The organism is Rhizobium tumorigenes (assembly GCF_003240565.2).
Lineage (GTDB): Bacteria > Pseudomonadota > Alphaproteobacteria > Rhizobiales > Rhizobiaceae > Rhizobium > Rhizobium tumorigenes.
Genome location: NZ_CP117255.1, coordinates 2998572 through 3018737 on the forward strand (window position 1 = coordinate 2998572; position 20166 = coordinate 3018737).

At 61.0% G+C, this 20166-nt stretch carries 20 protein-coding genes and 1 tRNA gene; 16 read left to right on the forward strand and 5 right to left on the reverse strand.

The window, feature by feature from the left end; all coding sequences use genetic code 11:
- Nucleotides 1-171 precede the first annotated feature (171 nt).
- Nucleotides 172-2214 carry an NAD(+) synthase gene (locus PR017_RS14710; protein WP_111219618.1) on the forward strand — a complete coding sequence of 681 codons (2043 nt, stop codon included), beginning with the start codon at nucleotides 172-174 and terminating at the stop codon, nucleotides 2212-2214.
- A 49-nt stretch (nucleotides 2215-2263) separates the two neighbouring features.
- Here the strand turns inward: PR017_RS14710 and PR017_RS14715 are convergent, their stop codons facing one another.
- On the reverse strand, nucleotides 2264-3025 hold the full coding sequence (locus tag PR017_RS14715) for an IclR family transcriptional regulator domain-containing protein (protein ID WP_111219616.1): 762 nt from the start codon (nucleotides 3023-3025) through the stop codon (nucleotides 2264-2266).
- Between the two features lie 305 nt (nucleotides 3026-3330).
- On the opposite strand from PR017_RS14715, the gene PR017_RS14720 reads away from it, so the two are divergent.
- A complete protein-coding gene (locus tag PR017_RS14720) occupies nucleotides 3331-4089 on the forward strand; it encodes a hypothetical protein (protein ID WP_133255584.1) in 759 nt (252 codons plus the stop codon).
- 522 nt (nucleotides 4090-4611) lie between these two features.
- Here the strand turns inward: PR017_RS14720 and PR017_RS14725 are convergent.
- Nucleotides 4612-4686 (reverse strand) — tRNA-Gly (locus PR017_RS14725).
- 249 nt (nucleotides 4687-4935) lie between these two features.
- Between PR017_RS14725 and PR017_RS14730 the strand changes: the two genes are divergently transcribed.
- From PR017_RS14730 to PR017_RS14745, 4 genes are all read left to right on the forward strand, one after another.
- On the forward strand, nucleotides 4936-5445 hold the full coding sequence (locus PR017_RS14730) for a prolyl-tRNA synthetase associated domain-containing protein (protein WP_111219612.1): 510 nt from the start codon (nucleotides 4936-4938) through the stop codon (nucleotides 5443-5445).
- Between the two features lie 57 nt (nucleotides 5446-5502).
- Entirely contained in the window at nucleotides 5503-6471 is a 969-nt protein-coding gene (gene trxA, locus PR017_RS14735; RefSeq protein ID WP_111219610.1) for a thioredoxin, read from the forward strand.
- Nucleotides 6472-6618: 147 nt separating this feature from the next.
- Nucleotides 6619-7281 carry an LON peptidase substrate-binding domain-containing protein gene (locus tag PR017_RS14740; RefSeq protein ID WP_111219608.1) on the forward strand — a complete coding sequence of 221 codons (663 nt, stop codon included), beginning with the start codon at nucleotides 6619-6621 and terminating at the stop codon, nucleotides 7279-7281.
- 8 nt (nucleotides 7282-7289) lie between these two features.
- Nucleotides 7290-7478, forward strand: a complete 189-nt coding sequence (locus PR017_RS14745; protein WP_111219606.1) for a Trm112 family protein — start codon at nucleotides 7290-7292, stop codon at nucleotides 7476-7478.
- 6 nt (nucleotides 7479-7484) lie between these two features.
- Here PR017_RS14745 and PR017_RS14750 read toward each other — a convergent pair whose 3' ends face one another.
- Nucleotides 7485-8726 carry a ubiquinone biosynthesis hydroxylase gene (locus tag PR017_RS14750; protein ID WP_275113021.1) on the reverse strand — a complete coding sequence of 414 codons (1242 nt, stop codon included), beginning with the start codon at nucleotides 8724-8726 and terminating at the stop codon, nucleotides 7485-7487.
- 56 nt (nucleotides 8727-8782) lie between these two features.
- Between PR017_RS14750 and tesB the strand changes: the two genes are divergently transcribed.
- The 6 genes from tesB to PR017_RS14780 all read left to right on the forward strand — a co-directional run bounded on the left by tesB (nucleotide 8783) and on the right by PR017_RS14780 (nucleotide 16264).
- Nucleotides 8783-9664, forward strand: coding sequence for an acyl-CoA thioesterase II (tesB, locus tag PR017_RS14755; RefSeq protein WP_111219602.1), 882 nt, complete (start codon nucleotides 8783-8785; stop codon nucleotides 9662-9664).
- Between the two features lie 222 nt (nucleotides 9665-9886).
- Complete coding sequence (locus PR017_RS14760; RefSeq protein ID WP_111220017.1) at nucleotides 9887-10225, forward strand: P-II family nitrogen regulator; 339 nt, start codon at nucleotides 9887-9889, stop codon at nucleotides 10223-10225.
- Between the two features lie 28 nt (nucleotides 10226-10253).
- Nucleotides 10254-11633 (forward strand): ammonium transporter, encoded by a 1380-nt coding sequence (locus PR017_RS14765; protein WP_111219600.1) that lies wholly within the window; start codon nucleotides 10254-10256, stop codon nucleotides 11631-11633.
- A 243-nt stretch (nucleotides 11634-11876) separates the two neighbouring features.
- Nucleotides 11877-14537: an FtsK/SpoIIIE family DNA translocase gene (locus tag PR017_RS14770; protein WP_111219598.1), complete on the forward strand. Its 2661-nt coding sequence runs from the start codon at nucleotides 11877-11879 to the stop codon at nucleotides 14535-14537.
- A 126-nt stretch (nucleotides 14538-14663) separates the two neighbouring features.
- The gene (locus tag PR017_RS14775) at nucleotides 14664-15332 is read left to right on the forward strand and encodes an outer membrane lipoprotein carrier protein LolA (protein ID WP_111219596.1); all 669 of its coding nucleotides are present in this window, start codon (nucleotides 14664-14666) and stop codon (nucleotides 15330-15332) included.
- Nucleotides 15333-15457: 125 nt separating this feature from the next.
- The gene (locus tag PR017_RS14780; RefSeq protein ID WP_111219594.1) at nucleotides 15458-16264 is read left to right on the forward strand and encodes an exodeoxyribonuclease III; all 807 of its coding nucleotides are present in this window, start codon (nucleotides 15458-15460) and stop codon (nucleotides 16262-16264) included.
- A gap of 7 nt (nucleotides 16265-16271) precedes the next feature.
- On the opposite strand, the gene PR017_RS14785 is transcribed toward PR017_RS14780, so the two are convergent.
- Together PR017_RS14785 and PR017_RS14790 are read right to left on the reverse strand one after the other, a co-directional pair.
- Nucleotides 16272-16727: a cyclic nucleotide-binding domain-containing protein gene (locus PR017_RS14785; RefSeq protein ID WP_111219592.1), complete on the reverse strand. Its 456-nt coding sequence runs from the start codon at nucleotides 16725-16727 to the stop codon at nucleotides 16272-16274.
- A gap of 10 nt (nucleotides 16728-16737) precedes the next feature.
- The gene (locus PR017_RS14790) at nucleotides 16738-17421 is read right to left on the reverse strand and encodes a response regulator transcription factor (RefSeq protein ID WP_111219590.1); all 684 of its coding nucleotides are present in this window, start codon (nucleotides 17419-17421) and stop codon (nucleotides 16738-16740) included.
- A gap of 154 nt (nucleotides 17422-17575) precedes the next feature.
- Between PR017_RS14790 and PR017_RS14795 the strand changes: the two genes are divergently transcribed.
- From PR017_RS14795 to PR017_RS14810, 4 genes are all read left to right on the forward strand, one after another.
- Nucleotides 17576-18124 carry a L,D-transpeptidase family protein gene (locus tag PR017_RS14795; RefSeq protein ID WP_111219588.1) on the forward strand — a complete coding sequence of 183 codons (549 nt, stop codon included), beginning with the start codon at nucleotides 17576-17578 and terminating at the stop codon, nucleotides 18122-18124.
- A gap of 145 nt (nucleotides 18125-18269) precedes the next feature.
- Nucleotides 18270-19100, forward strand: a complete 831-nt coding sequence (locus PR017_RS14800) for an aldo/keto reductase (RefSeq protein ID WP_111219586.1) — start codon at nucleotides 18270-18272, stop codon at nucleotides 19098-19100.
- Between the two features lie 96 nt (nucleotides 19101-19196).
- Nucleotides 19197-19736 (forward strand): DedA family protein, encoded by a 540-nt coding sequence (locus PR017_RS14805; RefSeq protein WP_111219585.1) that lies wholly within the window; start codon nucleotides 19197-19199, stop codon nucleotides 19734-19736.
- 171 nt (nucleotides 19737-19907) lie between these two features.
- Nucleotides 19908-20144 (forward strand): Lrp/AsnC ligand binding domain-containing protein, encoded by a 237-nt coding sequence (locus PR017_RS14810; protein WP_111219583.1) that lies wholly within the window; start codon nucleotides 19908-19910, stop codon nucleotides 20142-20144.
- Nucleotides 20145-20166 lie beyond the last annotated feature (22 nt).

A 20166-nucleotide genomic window follows, 5' to 3' on the forward strand; every position in this document is an offset into this window, starting at 1 on the left:
CGTCTCCGGGCGGCCGCTTTTTTTTGGCGTTCAACACGCCAGAAGTCTGATATCGGCGACATCAAACTCTGGCGCATCGCCCTTGTCGGAACGCTGCCTGAGGGCGTAATAGAGGGAAATAATTGACGTGATTTTCGCCCTGCCCCTCGGCGGCGGCGAAGGGAGACTGCGATGACCTTCTTCTCCGCCTACGACCAGGGTTTCGTGCGTGTTGCCGCCTGCACTCCCATCTGCGAAATAGCCGATCCCGCGACCAATGCTGCCGAGATCATGCGGCAGGCGGACATCGGCCATGCCGAGCATGTCGCCCTCATGCTGTTTCCGGAGCTGTCAATCTCCGCCTATGCGATCGACGATCTGCTTGGCCAGAGCGTGCTGCTCGAGGGCGTCGAGAAGGCGCTGCTCGACATCGCAGCATTCACCCGCACGATCGCGCCGGTGCTGATCGTCGGTGCGCCGCTACACAAGGATGGCCGGCTTTATAATTGCGGCGTTGCCATCCATGACGGCAAAATCCTCGGCGTGGTGCCGAAATCCTATCCGCCGAACTACCGGGAATTCTACGAGCGCCGCTGGTTCGCCTCCGGCCGCACGATTCGCGATTCGTCCATCGCTGTCGGCGACCAGACCGTGCCGTTCGGCGTCGACCTGCTGTTTGAAGCGGAGAACCGTCCTGATTTCGTCTTCCACATCGAGATCTGCGAGGATTTTTGGGTGCCGACACCGCCGAGCGATTTCGGCGCACTGGCAGGGGCAACCATCCTCACGAACCTGTCGGCTAGCAATATTACGGTCGGAAAGTCCGATACGCGCAAGCGCCTTTGCGCCACGCAGTCGTCGCGGGCTCTGGCAGCCTACGTCTATTCGGCAGCCGGTCCCGGCGAATCGACCACCGATCTCGCCTGGGACGGACAGGCCTGCGTCTACGAGCTCGGCGAGCTTCTGGCAGAGACCGAGCGCTTTCCGGGCGGCTCGCAGATGTGCATCGCCGATGTCGACGTCGAGCGTCTGAAGCAGGAACGCCTGCGTCAGGGAACCTTCGGGGAAGCTGCCCTCAATGTCGATCCGGACCGCGCGTTTCGCCGCGTCGGCTTCAGCACTGCGCGGCCGGAAGGTGACAGCGACCTGCGCCGCACTGTTGCCCGTTTTCCATTCGTGCCCGCCGATCCGAGCCAGCTGGCGCAGGATTGCTACGAGACCTTCAATATACAGGTGCAGGGCCTGCAGAAGCGCCTCAAGGCAACCGGCATCAAGCGTTTATGCATCGGCATTTCCGGCGGCCTCGATTCGACCCATGCACTGCTGGTGGCTGCCCGCGCTTTCGACCAGCTGGGCTGGCCGCGCTCGGATATCCTTGGCTTCACAATGCCGGGTTTTGCGACCGGCGACGAGACGCTGGCAAATGCCTGGGCGCTGATGCGCAGCCTCCATATCACCGCCGACGAGATCGACATCAAGCCGCTGGCGCTGCAATTGCTGAAGGATCTCGGGCACCCGTTCGCTGGCGGCCAGCCGGTCTATGACGTGACCTTCGAGAATGTGCAGGCGGGTCTGCGCACCGATTTCCTGTTTCGCGCCGCCAACCAGCGCAACGCCTTCGTTCTCGGCACCGGCGACCTGTCGGAAATCGCGCTGGGCTGGTCGACCTACGGCGTCGGCGACCACATGAGCCACTACAACGTCAACGCCTCGGTCTCGAAGACGCTGATCCAGCATCTGGTGCGCTGGGTCATCCACTCGAACGATTTCGACGCCGACACGAACGCCACGCTCGACCGGGTGCTGAACACCATCATCTCGCCGGAGCTTGTCCCTGCTGGTGCCGATGGCGCGATCCAGAGCACGGAGGACCGGATCGGCCCTTACGCGCTGCACGATTTCGCGCTCTATTACATCAGCCGATACGGGCTGAAGCCTTCGAAGGTGGCGTTCCTTGCCTATCACGCCTGGAAGGATGCCGAAGCCGGCGCCTGGCCGCCGAACTTTCCCGCCGAGAAAAGGCGGGCCTACACGCTGGCGGAGATCAAGCACTGGCTGGAGAATTTCCTGTTCCGGTTCTTCACCATCAGCCAGTTCAAGCGCTCGGCCTCTCCGAACGGCCCGAAGGTTACCTCCGGCGGCTCGCTGTCGCCACGCGGCGACTGGCGAGCGCCGTCCGACGGCAATGCCCGGCTCTGGCTGAAGGAACTGTCGGACAACGTGCCGGATGTGTGAGACGTTGGCGTCCCGCCCCGATGGCTTCTGATGCCCCGATTCTTCGGGATCAGCTGAGGATCCCGGCGAGTTCCCGGCTCGTCTGCTGGAGGGCGTCGAGATATTGCCCAACCACTGCAGGCATGGGCTCGTCTGACATGGGAAGGCCGGTGTTGAGGGCTGCGACGACTTTGCCACGGGCACTCTTCAGGGGCACGGCGATCGAGCGCAGCCCGATCTCGACTTCCTGGTCGACGGCGGCGTAACCCTGCGCCCTGACGCGTCCGAGCTCATCAAGGATGACGTCCGGATCTGTCAGCGTAAACGGTGTCCTCGCCGTCAGCGGCGCGCTGGATAGCAGTGCGCGCGCCTGATCTTGCGGCAGCGTGGCGAGGAGAATGCGTCCCATCGAGGTGCAGTAGGCCGGCAGTCGCGATCCCGGCATCAGCGTGATCGACATCACCTTGCGCTCGGCGGCACGCGCCACGTAGACGATTTCGTGTTCGTCGAGGATCGCCACGGACGTACTTTGCCGGATCGTCTCGGACAGCCTGTCCAGAAAGGGCTGGACGATACGCGGCAGCGGCATCGACGCCAGGCAGCCGGTGCCGAGACGCAGCACCCTCGGGGTGACGGTGAAGTACTTTCCATCATAGGCACAATAGCCGATATCGGCCAGCGTCAGCAGGCACCGCCGCGTGGTTGCGCGATCGAGGCCCGCGATTGCGGCCGCCTCCGAAATGCTGAGGCGCGGTGTTTCGGCCGTAAACGTCTCGATGACGCGCAGGCCCTTGGCAAGGCCGCCCATCATGTCACTCGGCTTCATGTCCATCAGAGCCCCTCCGTGCGATATGGCAACAATGGGCTTTTATCGCACGGATCTGGGGTGGTCGAGGGTGGGGGATTATCGCAGTTCGCCAACTTTGCGCGAGTTGTTTTGATCGCTTGTTCTCGACGATTTCATCGGCATCGATCTCTTGTCATACGTGTCGAAGGTCCCGACACTTCGGAAGAGGCGGTAATGATTTTGCGAAGATGATGAATAGGAATTCAAGTATTTTCGCCATGTATGCGTATGGAGGAGTCTATCCAACGGTGATAGCCATTGAGTTCAAATAAAGAACTAGGGTTGGCTGAATGGAATCAGACTTTATAAATTTAGTCGCAGATGCTGGGCTCACATTTTTTAGCGCTCTCCGCTCTCTCAGTGGAGAGTTTTGGTCAGCTATTGCTGGTGCGGTAGTCGGTGGTGCGATTGCATATCTTATACAATCGAAATCGCTTCGCGACACTCGCATCGAAAGAGATAGAGAGCGAAGACTGTCAGACCAAAATTTGGGTCACTCTCTTTTCTATAAAGTATTATTCATCCATCGCAGTTGTGTCGATACAAAGATTAAAGTCGATGGCCGAATAGAGTTTGGCAGGGAAAGAGATGTGGATAATATAGTTGCACTGTTAATCCCTATGTTGCATCCGCCAACACAAATCCACTTTACAGCTGGTGAAATGGCGATGCTGTTATCGCTCAAAGATAGTGAGGTCTTTAACGCGGTCTTTGGACTGGATGAAATTCACAACAGCACAATCCACACGTGGCTTTTATACAAACAAGAGAGGAAAATTTTCACCGACATGATAGCCATCGAGGGATTTGATTCTGCTCTTGGAGCTGGCGCAGTCTCTGTACGAAAGGGTAGTCGGGCTGAAATCCAGCATTACGAGGTTGAGCAGATAGCGCATACTCTCGTAAGTAGATCCGCCACAGATGTTGAGAGGTCGACAAAATCTCTGAACTTGCTTGCGCATTTGCTGAACGCAGAACTCGGCGCTGCGCCAGCATTTGCTAGTTACGCCTCTGTGGCTAGCATGGCGCCAAACGGGAGCAGCGGCTAAGCTCCCAGAGCACTTTGATCCCGTCCGAAGTGCAGTCTTTTTGCGTCGGGTTTCCGAAGCGGGAAAAGAAGAGATGCATAATTGGCCTCTCATTCCCATATGAAGCGCGCATGATTGATAATTGCAAAGGCGAAGCGGTTGGCCTAGAAGTTATGACCGTATTTGAGATCTTGTTCTCCAGATCGATGGGGCAGTACGTTGCGCCGCTCATCCGGGCAGAGGCGCCGACTCTACGATATTCATCTCGTAGCTGGCCAGACAGTTTGCTAGACACCACACCGGTCTCGAAAGGACTGCAATAATCCGTCGCCACGCTGGCTGACGCACATATGAGAAAAAGAAACAATGGATGCCCTTTCGTTAAGTCGACCGGGATTCCGTTTCATACGCAAATGTGCTGACGACGATGCGAGACAGCCAGTAGCCGGCATATTAGGTGACTTAGAAAGGCGTTAGGAAAAAATGTTGTAATCCACTCCGCTCCCGCGGACTTTCCCTAATTCAATAATATGAAAGGGAAATTGGAGCGGGTGAAGCGATTCGAACGCTCGACCCCAACCTTGGCAAGGTTGTGCTCTACCCCTGAGCTACACCCGCTCATCCCACTGGTCCGGGGGTAGTCTGTGGACCGTGGCGCCACCTTGCGGCGACGGGCGCTATATGGCCCAACCGTTTTTCAAATGCAACAGGAAATCTTTCGGCTTTGCGAAAAATTCGTCACACAGTTCGGAGCGTATGCGAAAAACCGTTCAGCAGCAGGACTTTCGCCCCCAAAGATTGCCAAAAGGCGGACAGGGACGTATCACCGCAGCGACCCATTCTGCAGACGTTGCCAAGCGAGATCCGATGACCGAGCCGACACCGAAAACCCGCGCCGATCTGTTTGCCTTTCTGGACGGGCTGGGCATCGCCCACACGACGCTCGATCATCCCGCCGTGTTTACCGTCGCCGAATCCGTATCGCTGCGCGACCAAATTCCCGGCGGCCATACCAAGAACCTTTTCGTAAAGGACAAGAAGGACAACTTCTTTCTTCTGACTGTCGAGGAAAATGCTGCCGTCGATCTGAAGACGGTCCACACCCTCATCGGTGCGGCCAGCAAGGTGTCGTTCGGCAAGCCGGAGAAGCTGATGGAATATCTCGGCGTCATTCCGGGCGCAGTGACGGCATTCGGCGCGATCAACGATATCGGCCACCACGTCACCTTCGTGATCGACGAGGCGCTGATGGCGGACGACATCATCAATTGCCACCCGCTGTCGAACGAGGCAACGACCTCGATCGCCACGCAGGATCTCCTGCGCTTCATGGAGGCGACCGGCCACACGCCGCTCGTCTTGAAAGTTGCGTCCTGAGATACGATTATAAACGCTGTAATTTCGGTCCGGACACGCGGACAGACGGGAGACATCATGAGCGGCACAGACAATCCTTTTAACGCGGCCTCGCTGGGCGGCCAGATGTCAGGCTCCGTCGCCATGGGCGCCCCTGCTGCAGGCGGCTCCCACGTCAAGGATACGACGACAGCGACCTTCACGCGTGACGTGATCGAGGAATCCCGAAAGCAGCCGGTGCTGGTCGACTTCTGGGCGCCGTGGTGCGGTCCGTGCAAGCAGCTGACACCGGTGATCGAAAAGGTCGTCAACGAGGCTGGCGGACGCGTCAAGCTGGTGAAGATGAACATCGACGATCATCCGTCGGTCGCAGGCCAGCTCGGCATCCAGTCGATCCCGGCCGTCATCGCTTTCGTCGATGGCAGGCCTGCCGATGGCTTCATGGGCGCCGTGCCGGAAAGCCAGGTGCGCGAATTCATCGACAAGATTGCCGGGCCTGTCGGCCCCGATGCCGAGGCTGCCGAGATCGCCGCCATTCTCGAGGAGGCCGCAGCCTTGCTTGCCTCGTCCGACATCCATGGCGCGGCCGAGCTTTTCGGCGCCGTCCTGCAGGCCGACCCGGAGAACCCCAAGGCGCTTGCCGGCATGGCCGAATGCATGATCGCCGCCGGCCAGAGCGAGCGGGCCCGCCAGGCGCTCACCGATCTGCCGGAGACGCTGTCGAAGGATGCAGGCATCCAGGCGGTGGTGAAAAAGCTCGACCAGATCGAGGAGGCTGCCAAACTCGGTGACCCCTCAGCGCTCGAACAGCAGCTGGCACTGCAGCCGGACGATCACGCGGCGCGCCTCAAGCTTGCGAAGATCCGCAATGTCGAGGGCGACCGGAATGCGGCTGCCGAACACCTGCTGACCATCATGCGTCGCGACCGGACCTTCGAGGATGACGGCGCTCGCCGCGAGCTGCTGGCATTCTTCGATGTCTGGGGTCCGATGGACCCTGCCACCATCTCTGCAAGGCGCCGGCTGTCCTCAATCCTGTTTTCGTAGGGTTTGGCATGTCCTGCTGAGGTTGGCCGATCCTCATAAAATCTGGCCCGTCACTTGCGTTTTCGGTGGCGGTTCCCACATCTTGACGAGACATCTGCTGCGCATAGGATGCAATGTGGACGCTGTAACCAGAACGGGAAACCTTTGATGCAGGTGGGCAACGCCAGATATCTGAAGCCGAGCGATCTGCCCGAATCGGTCGCGATCTTTCCGCTGACCGGGGCTCTGCTTCTTCCGGGTGGCCAGTTGCCGCTGAATGTCTTCGAACCACGCTATCTCGCGATGTTCGACGCTGCCATATCGGGCAACAGGTTGATCGGCATGATCCAGCCGGCGCTGGGCGATGCTGCGGAGAACGGCCAGCTTGCGCATGTCGGCTGTCTCGGCCGTATCACGTCGTTCGCCGAGACCGGTGATGGGCGGTACATGGTGTCGCTGACGGGGATTTGCCGTTTCCGGGTCATGGACGAAATTTCCGGTCATCACCCCTACCGGATATTCCGGATCGCACCTTTTTTTGCGGATCTGAAGGCGGAAGACGAGGAAAGCAGCGTCGATCGTGCCGGCCTTCTGTCTGCCTTCAAGGCTTTCCTGGAAGCCAACAAGCTCGAGGCAGACTGGGATAGTGTCGAGCGGGCCGGTAACATGACGCTGGTCAATTCGCTTTCGATGATGGCGCCGTTCGAACCTGCCGAAAAACAGGCGTTGCTCGAAGCCCCCGATCTGAAGACAAGGGCCGAGACGTTCATCGCCATCACCGAAATCGTGCTGGCGCGCGGTTTTGGCGATTCCGACACCATGCTGCAATAGGCGCTGACATGGTGGATACCGTCAGCAAGGTCGATACAAAGCTTCTGGATCTGCTCGTCTGCCCGCTGACGAAGTCGCGGCTGAGCTACGACCGCGAGCGTAACGAGCTCGTCTCGGAAAAGGCGCGGCTCGCCTATCCGATCCGCGACGGTATCCCGATCATGCTGACCTCGGAAGCCCGCCGCATCGAGGACTGATCAGCCTCAAATCGCTTCGCCTGCAAGCAGCCGGGGATTGTGAGCGGCGCTCGTGCCCGCAGCCTGGCCGATGAAATAGGATTTCAGCGCCGGCAACCTGTCGACAAGGCCGAGGCCGAAATCGCGCGCGATGCGCAGCGGGGCAACGTCGTTTGAAAACAGCCTGTTCAGTACATCGGTGGTGACGCCCATCCGGAAGGTGTCGAAGCGACGCCAGGTCTGGTAGCGCTCCAGCGTGTGGATCGAGCCGATATCGATACCGAGGCGGTCTGCCTCGACGATGGTTTCCGCCAGCGCCGCCACGTCCTTGAAGCCCAGATTGAGACCCTGGCCTGAGATCGGGTGGATGCCGTGCGCGGCATCGCCGGCGAGAGCGAGACGTGGTGCCACGAAAGCGCGGGCAAGCGTCAGGCCGAGCGGGAAAGCGCGTTTGCCGCCGACCACCTTCAGCACGCCGAGCTTGCGGCCAAAGCGACGCTCCAGTTCCTCCTCGAAGATTAGGTCGTCGGCAGCGACCAGCCGGTCGGCGTCGGCCGTGCGCTCCGTCCAGACCAGCGAAGAGCGATTGTTTTTGAGCGGCAGGATGGCGAAGGGACCGGAGGGCAGGAAGTGCTCCTCGGCGCAGCCATTGTGCGGTCGCTCGTGCTCGATGGTGGTGACAATCCCGGACTGGCCGTAATTCCAGCTGACGGTCTTGATGCCGGCCATCTCGCGCAGCTTCGACTTGACCCCGTCGCAGGCAACCAGCAGCTTGGCCTCCAGCATGCTGCCGTCGGAGAGTGTCAGCGAAACGCTGCTGTCGGCAGTCTTGAAGTCGGTGGCGGAGAGGCCTTCGCGGATGGTGATGCCGAGCCTTTCGCAGGCTCCCCTGAGCGCGCCGACCATGGCGACGTTCGGCACCATGTGGGCAAAGGGTTCGCCTTCGACAACTGCACCCTCGAAGGTCAGGAAGACGGGGCGAACGGGGTCGGCGGTGCGCGAATCGGTGACGATCATCTTGGTGATCGGTTCGGCCTCGGGAAGGATCTCGTTCCAGACGCCGAAGACGGAGAGCATACGCGAGGCTGCGGTGATGATCGCCGAGGCGCGCTGGTCCTTCTTCCAGCTGTCCTCGGGCGCAGCCTCGATCACCATAACATCGAGATGCGGGGCGGCCTGCTTGACAGCCACCGCTGCGGAAAGGCCCACATAACCGCCACCTACCACCAGCATGTCCAACATTGTGCTCTCCTGCTTCCCGTGATCCATTGCCCGTCTATATAGAGCAGCCTGACGTCCGTTCCTACTGCCGGAGAGCATCCATTATGTCGCGCCACCCCCATTTCGCCGCCATGGAACAGTTGCTCTCGACACTGGATCTCGAGGCCATCGAGGTCAATCTCTTCCGTGGCGTCTCTCCGGATGTCGGCTGGCAGCGGGTGTTCGGCGGCCTGGTGGTCGGCCAGGCCGTCATGGCGGCGCAGCGCACAGTGGATGCTCACCGTCATATCCACTCCCTGCACGGCTATTTCATGCGGCCGGGCGATCCCTCCGTGCCGATCCTCTACCAGGTCGAACGGCTGCGTGACGGCGGCAGCTTTGCCACCCGGCGCGTGCTGGCGACCCAGCACGGCCAGGCGATCTTCTCGATGTCGGCCTCGTTCCAGATCGACGAGCCGGGCTACGAGCACCAGATTGCCATGCCGGAGCGACCGGCGCCGGAGGATCTGCTCGGGGAACAGGAGATCAAGGAGAAATATCTCGCCCAGGCGCCGGCCTCGATCCGCAGGTATTGGGAGCAACCGAGGCCGATCGAGATCCGGCCGGTGTCGCTGACGCATTATTTTTCCAGCACCAAGCTCGATCCGCAGCAGGACGTGTGGGTGCGCGCGACCGGCCCGGTGCCGGACGATCGCCATTACCAGGCGGCCGTGCTGGCCTACCTGTCGGACATGACGCTTCTCGACGGCGCGCTGTTTGCGCACGGCACATCGATATTCGATCCCAGCCTCCAGGTGGCGAGCCTCGATCACGCCATGTGGTTCCACCGCCCCTGCGCGCTGGACGATTGGCTTCTTTACACGCAGGACAGTCCGAGCGCCTCCGGAGCGCGGGGGTTGGCCCGGGGAAGCCTTTTCAACCGGTCAGGCGTGCTGATTGCCTCCGTCGCCCAGGAAGGCTTGATTCGGAAAAAGGCAAATGCCTAATTAACGTGCAAAATCGTAAATTTGCCTTATATTTGCTCGCTTTCAAGGGCCGAAATTGCCTCATTTTTGGGGATGAGTTTTTATCCTATTGATTTTTAAAGGCTTAATGGCTGAATTGAATCTGGCACGGCCTTTGAATGTAGAAGATCAGTCGCTGCCCATTCGATGGTCGGCGTCGAGAAGGGTCGGCCAGTGCCGAGGGTAACAAAGGATGGGAACCAGATGAAAATTGTGATGGCCATTATCAAGCCGTTCAAGCTCGATGAGGTCCGTGAGGCTCTCACGGCGGTCGGCATTCAGGGCCTGACCGTGACGGAAGTGAAGGGCTACGGGCGTCAGAAGGGGCACACCGAAATCTATCGCGGCACGGAATATGCGGTCAGCTTCCTTCCGAAACTGAAGATCGAAGTCGCGGTCTCCACCGAGATCGTCGACAAGGCAGTCGAAGCCATTGCCGCATCTGCCAAGACCGGCCAGATCGGCGATGGCAAGATCTTTGTTTACTCGATTGACCATGCCGTGCGTATCCGTACCGGCGAAACCGATTCAGAAGCGCTGTAAGTCACGGCCGATCAGGGAGTTTTCCGCAATGTCTCTTTCCAAGTTGTCTTCCACGCTGACAGGGCTGGGCGTCGCTTCTGCCGCTCTGCTCGCGCCGGTGATCGCGTTCGCGCAGACGGCCGTACCGGCTGCGACCGATGCTGCCGCAACCGCCGTTGCCGCTGCCCCGGCGCCTGACAAGGGCGACACCGCCTTCATGTTCATCTCGACGATCCTCGTCCTGTTCATGCTCGTTCCCGGCCTTGCACTTTTCTACGGCGGCCTTGTCCGCTCGAAGAACATGCTTTCCGTGCTGATGCAGTGCACCGTCATCGGCGCCACTGTCATGCTGATCTGGGTTATCTACGGTTACTCCTTCGCCTTCGGCGGCGGCACCAGCCCTTACTGGGGCGGCACGGCCAAGATGTTCCTGTCGGGCGTCAACACCACGACCACGGCGGCAACCTTCTCCAAGGGCGTCGTGATTCCTGAATTCATCTTCATGCTCTTCCAGATGACCTTCGCCGCCATTACGCCGGCTCTGATCATCGGTGCCTATGCCGAACGCATCAAGTTCTCGGCCTCGGTGCTGTTCTGCGCATTGTGGGTTACCTTCGTCTACTTCCCGATCGCCCACATGGTCTGGGATTCGAACGGCTTCCTGTTCAAGATGGGCGCCCTCGATTTCGCTGGCGGCACCGTCGTGCACATCAATGCCGGTGTTGCCGGTATCTGCGGCGCGCTGCTCATCGGCAAGCGCACAGGCTACGGCAAGGACATGATGGCTCCACACTCCATGACACTGACCATGGTCGGCGCTTCCATGCTCTGGGTCGGCTGGTTCGGCTTCAACGCCGGCTCCAACCTTGAAGCTTCCGGCGGCGCAATGCTTGCCACTGTCAACACCTTCATCGCCACTGCCGCCGCCATCGTTTCGTGGTCGCTGGTCGAAACACTGACACGCGGCAAGGCTTCGATGCTCGGCGGCGCGTCCGGCATGGTTGCCGGTCTGGTTGCCGTTACACCGGCTGCCGGCATCGTCGGCCCGATGGGTGCCATCGTACTCGGCCTCATCGTTTCGCCGCTTTGCTACTTCTTCGTCTCGGTCGTAAAGAACAAGTTCGGCTACGACGACACGGCTGACGTGTTCGGCGTCCACTGCATCGGTGGTATCTTCGGCGCGCTGGCAACGGGCATCTTCGCCAGTGCATCGCTCGGCGGCGTCGGCTATGCAGAAGGCGTCACGATGAGCAGCCAGCTTATGGTCCAGCTGACGGCTGTCGTCACCACTATCGTCTGGTGCGGCGTTGGCTCGCTCATCCTCTACAAGGTTGTCGATGTCATCGTCGGCCTGCGTGTCACGGTCGAAGCCGAGCGCGAAGGCCTCGACCTCGCCTCGCACGGCGAAGCCGCCTACCACGCTTCGTAATCCGAGAGCCCGTCCTGCCGAAGCTACGTCTTCGGCAGGACTGATCCTCCCGTCGCGTCAGGTCGAAAGATCGGTCGTCTTTGGCCCGAGCCTCCGGTTCGGGCCTTTTTCGTGGAATGAGCTGGCCCGTCAGGCATGGTTAACGCCGCTTTAACCCTCGTCTGGTTAGGTGGGACTGACGTATTGAATGATCGGCATTGCGTCGATTCGTCCGATCATCGCCAACAGACGGGCTTAAGCATTATGGGCAGAAGCAATTCGCCAGCATTGGACGGTCGTCCCGTCCGCTTCACGCTCTCGACATTCGTGATCCGGCAGATTACCGGGCTCGCTGGTTTTGTCCTGTTCTTTGTTTTGGCGCTGGCCGTTGCCGCGCTGGCGACCTGGAACGTGATGGACCCGAGCTATTCCTACGCCACCAGCAATGCGCCCACCAATATCCTCGGTGCCTACGGCGCCATCTTTGCCGATGTCGTGATGCAGGCGCTGGGGCTCTCCAGCGTCATCGTCATGCTGCCGGTCGTCGCCTGGGCCCTTGCCCTCGTCTCCGGTCGCAAGCTTCATCGCCTGCCTGCGCGCCTGGCGGCCTGGGTCGGCGGTGCAGCGCTCGCCGCCGCTGCCGTCGGCTGCCTGCCGGAGCCGCTCACCTGGCCGATCCCGAATGGCATCGGCGGCGTCATCGGAGACATGATCCTGCGCTTTCCGGCCTTGTTCGTCGGTGCCTATCCGAGCGGCGTGTTCGGCGCCGTCGTTGGCACCGTCTTTGCCGTGCCAGCCATCTGGTGCATGCTGTTTGCGGCAGGCCTGATCGGTAACAGCATCGACGATTTCGATTTCGAAGAGGACGAGGAAGACGATATCCCCAGCCGCATGCGCGCCGTCGGTGACGATGCGGAGGACGACGAGCCGCGGTTTCTTGCCTTCGGCGTCGTCATCCACATGTGGTACAACGCCAAGGCGCGCCTGCGCCGGCTGTTCGGCATGGGTCCCCGCCAGCGGCGCGACCACGCCTTCGACGCCCCTTACGATTTCAACGACGACGAATTCGGTCGCCTGAACGAGCCTGCCCGTGCCAAGACGGCAGCCAGCCGCAGCGAGCGGCTCGAGCCGTCCATGGATGGCAGTCCGTCACGCCGCGTCATCTCGGCGCCGCCGATCTCCGTCGGTGACGCAGACTATGACGACGACGACGACGCGCCGTTTGACGCGGACCCGCGTCGTCCTGCCGGCATTCTGCCCGATGACGACGACGTCATCCGCCCGATCGGCTCCCGAGCTTCGCCTTCCAACGCCGGCCACCGCGTCATTCCGCCTGCACCGCGTCCGAAACCTGGCGCCCGTGCGGAACGTGAGGCACAGACCTCGTTCATCCGCCCGCAAGGCTTCCAGCTGCCGGCCGTGCACCTCTTAGCCGAACCGAAAGCCGTGGTGCGCGACTCGACGCTGTCGGCCGATGCGCTGGAACAGAATGCGCGCATGCTCGAAGGCGTGCTCGAGGATTTCGGCGTCAAGGGCGAGATCATCCACGTCCGCCCGGGGCCCGTCGTCACGCTTTATGAACTCGAACCAGCGCCCGGCATCAAGTCGTCGCGCGTCATCGGCCTTGCCGACGATATTGCCCGCTCTATGAGCGCCATTGCTGCCCGCGTTGCCGTCGTCCCCGGCCGCAATGCCATCGGCATCGAATTGCCGAACAATATCCGCGAAACCGTCTACCTGCGCGAAATGATCGCATCCCGGGATTTCGAGACCTCCAAGGCGAAGCTTGCCATGGCGCTCGGCAAGACCATCGGTGGCGAACCTGTCATTGCAGACCTTGCCAAGATGCCGCATCTGCTGGTCGCCGGCACCACCGGGTCGGGCAAGTCGGTGGCGATCAACACCATGATCCTGTCTCTGCTTTACCGGATGACGCCGGAGCAATGCCGCCTGATCATGATCGATCCGAAAATGCTTGAACTCTCCGTCTATGACGGCATTCCGCATCTGCTGTCGCCTGTCGTTACGGACCCGAAGAAGGCCGTCGTCGCGCTCAAATGGACCGTCCGCGAGATGGAAGAGCGCTACAAGAAGATGTCGAAGATCGGCGTTCGCAACATCGACGGTTTCAACACCCGCGTCGAGCAGGCGGCTGCCAAGGGCGAGGCGATCTCGCGCACAGTGCAGACGGGCTTCGACCGGGCGACCGGCGAGGCCATGTACGAGACGGAAGAGTTCGATCTCAAGCCGCTGCCCTATATCGTCGTCATCATCGACGAGATGGCCGACCTGATGATGGTCGCCGGCAAGGACATCGAAGGCGCGGTCCAGCGGCTGGCGCAGATGGCGCGTGCCGCCGGTATCCACGTCATCATGGCAACCCAGCGTCCCTCGGTCGACGTCATCACCGGCACGATCAAGGCGAATTTCCCGACCCGCATCTCCTTCCAGGTGACCTCGAAGATCGACAGCCGCACCATTCTCGGCGAGCAGGGTGCCGAACAACTGCTCGGCATGGGCGACATGCTCTACATGGCCGGCGGCGGGCGCATCCAGCGCGTTCACGGCCCCTTCGTTGCCGATGGCGAGGTGGAGGACATCGTCGCCTACCTGAAGACGCAAGGGCAGCCGCAATATCTCGACGCCATCACCGCAGACAGCGATGAGGACGACGAGGATGGCGACGGTCCGGTCGGCACCGGTAACCTGTCGGATTCGGACGATCCCTACGACCAGGCCGTGGCTGTAGTACTGCGCGACGGCAAGGCCTCGACATCCTATGTCCAGCGCCGTCTAGGCATCGGCTATAACCGCGCCGCCTCGCTGATCGAGCGGATGGAGCAGGAGGGCATCATCGGCCCGGCCAACCATGCCGGAAAGCGCGAGATCCTGGTGCCGACGGAAGCCGATATCCTCGACCGCTGAGCGGCACGGCAGCCTTCTGTCTCCCCCGACCCTCGGCAAATCCGGTCCCCCGCCCTATATCGGGCATCATGAATGTCATGAAGCCGCCGATTTTGAGCGTCATAGAGATCGGCAAAGGAGATTCGCATGAAAAACACTGAAGCCGGCGTTGCCGCCGGGACCCGTTTTGCGCTGACGCGCCGTCATTTTATCGGCGCTTGTGCGGTGGGTCTCGTGGCCGCCGCCTTGCCCTTCAATGCCTTCGCCCAGGCGACCTCCAACGCGCCGCCGCCGGCGCTGGCCCAGGCCATTGCCGATCACTTCTCCGCAACTAAGACCATGCAGGGCTCTTTCGTGCAGTTCGGTCCGCGTGGCGACCAGACCGGCGGCCGGTTCTTCATCGAGCGGCCGGGCAAGATGCGCTTCAACTACGACGATCCATCGCCGATGCGGGTGATCTCCGACGGTTACAACGTCGTGGTCGGCAATTCGCAGCTGAAGACCTGGAACACCTATCCGCTGTCGAAGACGCCGTTGACACTGCTGCTCGCAAGCAAGATCGACCTTTCGGCCGACATGGTGCGCAGCGTCAAGGTCGAACCGACGCTGACCACCATCGTGCTGGGCAGCCGGACGATCTTCGGCGATTCGACCATCACCATGATGTTCGATTCCAAGACCTACGATCTGCGCCAGTGGACGGTGACCGACAACCAGGGCAAGGACACGTCGGTCGTCATCAGCAACGTCAAGACCAACGTCGGATTCGACGAGAGCGTGTTCAAGATTCCGAGCGACACCAGCGCCCGCCACTGAACCTTTTTCATCTTCTCTGTTGGGGCGGTCGTGGCGAGCGGCCGCCCTTTGCTTTTCGCCGTTCGGGCAGTTTCCTTTCATTGCGGCTCGGTCTAAGCCATGGCCATCCATTCAAGAGGCATGGCATGAGCTTTTCGATCACCACGTGGAATATCAATTCGGTGCGGCTGCGCATGCCGATCATCGAAAAGCTGGTGATGCAGCAGCAGCAGCCGGACATTCTCTGCCTGCAGGAAACCAAGGTCATCAACGATCTCTTCCCGTTGGCGCCGCTGCGCGCCATGGGCTACGAGCACATCATCATCCACGGCCAAAAGGGCTATCACGGCGTTGCCATCGCCTCGCGCATCCCGCTGGTCGAGGATCGCCGCCAGGATTTCTGCGGCGTCGGCGATGCCCGGCATATCTCGGCAATCTTCGAGCGTGGCGGCCGGCGGGTGCGGCTGCATAATTTCTATGTGCCGGCCGGGGGCGACGAGCCGGACCGGGCGATCAACCCGAAATTCGGTCACAAGCTCGATTTCATCGAGGAGATGAAGCAGCTGCATGCCAATGCCGAGCCCGACACCTCTGCCATCCTCGTCGGCGATCTCAACATCGCGCCGCTCGAAAACGATGTCTGGTCGCACAAGCAGTTGCTGAAGATCGTCAGCCATACGCCCGTCGAGACGGAAGGCCTGCTGGAGGTGATCAGCGGTGGAGCCTGGGTTGATCTCATGCGCCAGACAGTGCCTGCCAGCGAAAAGCTCTACACCTGGTGGAGCTACCGCGCCAAGGACTGGCAGGAGGCCAATCGCGGTCGCCGTCTCGACCATATCTGGGGGTCGGCGGATCTCGGGCCCCTGCTACAGCGCATCGACATCCTCAAAGAGGCGCGCGGTTGGGACAGGCCATCCGACCATGTGCCGGTGACGGCGCATTTCGATCTCTGAGCCGGCCTTATGAAAAGCGGTCGAGCATCGCGACCGCCTGATTGACCATGATATTGAAATTGTCGCGCACCCGGCGTTCGATAAGCTGCGCTGCCTCGGGATATTCCTCGATCAGCCGGTGAAACAGCGCCCGGGTAATGCGGACGACGGTGGAATCCTCCAGCGCGATGGCCGTGTATTTGCGCTCGACCAGCGTCACCAGCGCCAGCTCGGACAACAGCGTGCCTGCCTCGACGAGCGCTTCAACGCGCGATGCGCCCTTGCCATCCTGCGTCGTCAGTTCGAAACGGCCGCTAGCCACCACATAGGCGCATTCAGCCGGCGACCGCTCGCGAAACAGCGTCTGGCCGGCAGCGATATGCCGCCGGTCGGCCCCGAAGGCGATCAGCCGCAGTTGATCCTCGCCCATGCCCTGGAACAGCGGCAGTTGCGAAAACAGCTGGATATCGTCACTCAGGGCCATCGGAAACGCCTTACGGGATGATCTTGTAGCCGCCGTTTTCCGTTACCAGAATTTCGGCATTCGACGGATCGCGCTCGATCTTCTGGCGCAGGCGGTAGACGTGGGTTTCCAGCGTATGGGTGGTGACGCCGGAATTGTAGCCCCAGACCTCTTCGAGCAGGATATCACGGGTGACCACCTTCTGGTCGGCGCGGTAGAGGTAGCGGATGATTGCCGCTTCCTTTTCAGTGAGCCGGATCTTCTGCCCGTCTTCCGTGGTCAGCAGCTTCTGGCTCGGCTTGAACAGATAGCGGCCGACCGTGAAGGTCGCATCCTCGCTCTGCTCGTGCTGGCGCAGCTGCGCGCGGACACGGGCGAGAAGCACCGCGAAGCGGAACGGCTTGGTAACATAATCGTTTGCACCGGCTTCGAGACCCAGGATCGTGTCCGAGTCCGTGTCGTGGCCGGTCAGCATGATGATCGGTGGCTTGAAGCCGCCCTTGCGCAGCAGCTTGACGGCCTCGCGGCCATCCATGTCCGGCAAACCGACATCCATGATCAGCAGGTCAACGGCCGTGGCGCGGGCCGTGGCTATGCCCTTGCCGGCATTGGCTTCCTGCAGGACGGTGAATTCCTCGTAAAGCGACAATTGTTCGACCAGCATCTCGCGCAGATCGGTGTCATCGTCCACCAGTAGAATGGTGCGTGCGGTCATACGGCTCTCGTCCTTGTGTGGTTCGATCCGATTAAAGGCTTACGCCAAATTGCGTTTTTGGCAAGCGAAGGCACGCTTGCCGCTTGGTCGTCCCCTTGAAACTGCTAGAGTTTCATCAATGGAGCGAGCAGGCGAGAGAGAACACTTGAGAAAGATGGGCAAAGCAAGGCAGCAGCCAGTTACACGCCGAACGATCATCACGGTTCGCCCCGCACCGGGAAACCGCAGCCGCGCGCTTGTCGCCTTCGACGGGGTCGTCGTGCCGGCCGCAATCGGACGAAACGGCAGGACCGTGCGCAAACGCGAGGGTGACGGCGCCACGCCGATCGCGTCGATGCGGCTTCTCTCGGGCTTCATGCGAGGCGACCGCCTCCTGACGCCGGCGACGATGCTTGCCATGCGCCGTATCCGGCCGGGCATGCTGTGGTGCGACGATCCAGGCCACGCCAGCTACAACACGCTGGTCAAGGCACCCTTTCGCGCCGGTCACGAGGAGATGATGCGCGATGACGGGGTGTATGACATCTGCCTCGTGCTCGACTGGAATATTTCAGTGCGGCAGCGCAATCGCGGCTCGGCGGTCTTCTTTCACCTGATCCGCCCGGGTTTCGAGCCGACAGCCGGCTGTATTGCCGTCAGCCTGCCCCACATGCGCCGCTTGCTCTCCCATGTCGGCAAGGGCAGCATCGTCCGCGTGCTTTAGCCACCGCTCTTCGGGAGGGGTGATAAACGCCGGACGCGACCTATATGAGAGGCGTCGGCCTTTGAGCCGGCGGGGCTAGGCGCCGGACCGCAGTCGGTTCGCTCCGCCCCGCATTCCGATTGACCGTCATTTCCGGAGAGACAGTGTGACCGATCAAACCCGCATCACGTTTAACGACGGCCGTTCCATTCCGCAGGTCGGCCTCGGCGTCTGGCAGACGCCGAACGAGACAGCCGCACCGGCCGTGCGCGCCGCAATCGAGGCCGGCTACCGTCATATCGACACCGCCGCCATCTACGGCAACGAAGAAGGCGTCGGCGAGGGCATCCGCTCCTCCGGTGTCGAACGCAAGAATATCTTCCTCACCACCAAGCTCTGGAACGACGCACAGGGCTTCGACAGCACGCTGAAGGCCTTCGACGAAAGCCTGAAGCGCCTCGGCACCGACTATGTCGACCTCTACCTCATCCATTGGCCGGCACCATCCAAGGACCGGTATCTCGACACCTGGAAGGCATTCGTCCAGCTGCACAGCGAAGGCCGGGCAAAATCGATCGGCGTATCCAACTTTGCTGCCGAGCACCTGAACCGCATCATCGGCGAGACCGGCGTCACGCCTGTTCTCAACCAGATCGAACTGCATCCGGATTTCCAGCAGCGGGCGCTGCACGAGACCCATGATGCACTCGGCATCAAGACCCAGTCCTGGAGCCCGCTCGGCCAGGGCAAGCTGCTCGATAACGCCGTGATCGGAAAGATCGCCGGCAAGTACGGTCGCACGCCGGCGCAAGTGATCATTCGCTGGCACATCGACGCTGGCCTGATCGTCATTCCGAAGTCGGTCACCCCGAGCCGCATCGCCGAGAACTTCAAGGTATTCGACTTCAAGCTCGATGCCGATGACCTGAAGCAGATCGACACGCTCGACACCCCCGGCGGCCGCATCGGTCCGGATCCGGTCACCGCGACGTTCTGATCTCGCCTTCGCGCAAAATTTCCCGCTCCCGTCTGGCCTGCCGGCCGGGAGTGGGATAGGCATCTGGCATCGAACCCGTGACCCCGAGGGCCGCCCTTGAGCTTCCTGCATGATGCCTGGTCGTCGATCCAGCCTTTCCTACACGAATACGGCCTGTTGACCCTCTTCCTGATCATCTACTTCGAATCGCTCGGCGCACCGCTTCCCGGCGAGAGCGCCCTCGTCAGCGCATCGCTGCTCGCATCCCGAGGCGAGTTGAACATCGTCAGCGTCTTTTTTGTCGTCTGGGTCGCGGCCGTCGCCGGCGATTTCACCGGCTACCTGATCGGCCATTACGGCGGAAGGCCGCTACTGGAAAAGCATGGCTGGATGGTCCGGTTGACACCGGAACGGCTGCACAAGTTCGAGGAGATATTCCGGGTTCGCGGTCCGATCATCGTCGTCACCGCGCGTTTCTTCATTCTCCTGCGGCAGCTGAACGGCCTGATTGCTGGTTCCATGGGCATGCCGTGGGCCCGCTTCCTCACCGCCAACATCATCGGCGCCGCACTCTGGACCGCCGTATGGGGCCTCGGCCCATACTTCTTCGGCGATTTCGTAGGCCGAGGGTTTACAGCACTGCGCTCGCTATTCTGATGGGGCATTCCTCTCACTGTGGCAGTCAGGATGGGCCGGTCTCAGTCGGATCCTGCGTCCCTCATCCTTGTACCCGCGAAGGCTGGAGGATGCGGGCTTGCTTGATTGCGGAGGGTTACGCGGATATGCAGGCAGGCACATCGTTTGTCTCAAATGTGCCAGGATAGAGCCATGAAGCCCATTTTCGTTCAGCTGCAATGCGCCCCCGGCAAGACCTACGAGGTCGCCGATGCCATCTACCAGACGGAACTCGTCTCCGAGCTCTATTCGACCAGCGGCGACTACGACCTCCTGATGAAGGTCTATGTCGGCGAGGACCAGGACATCGGCAAATTCATCAACGACACCATCGCCAACATCCCGGGCATCGTCCGCTCGCTGACGACGCTGACCTTCCGGGCCTTCTGACAACGCGCACAATCCGCCCATA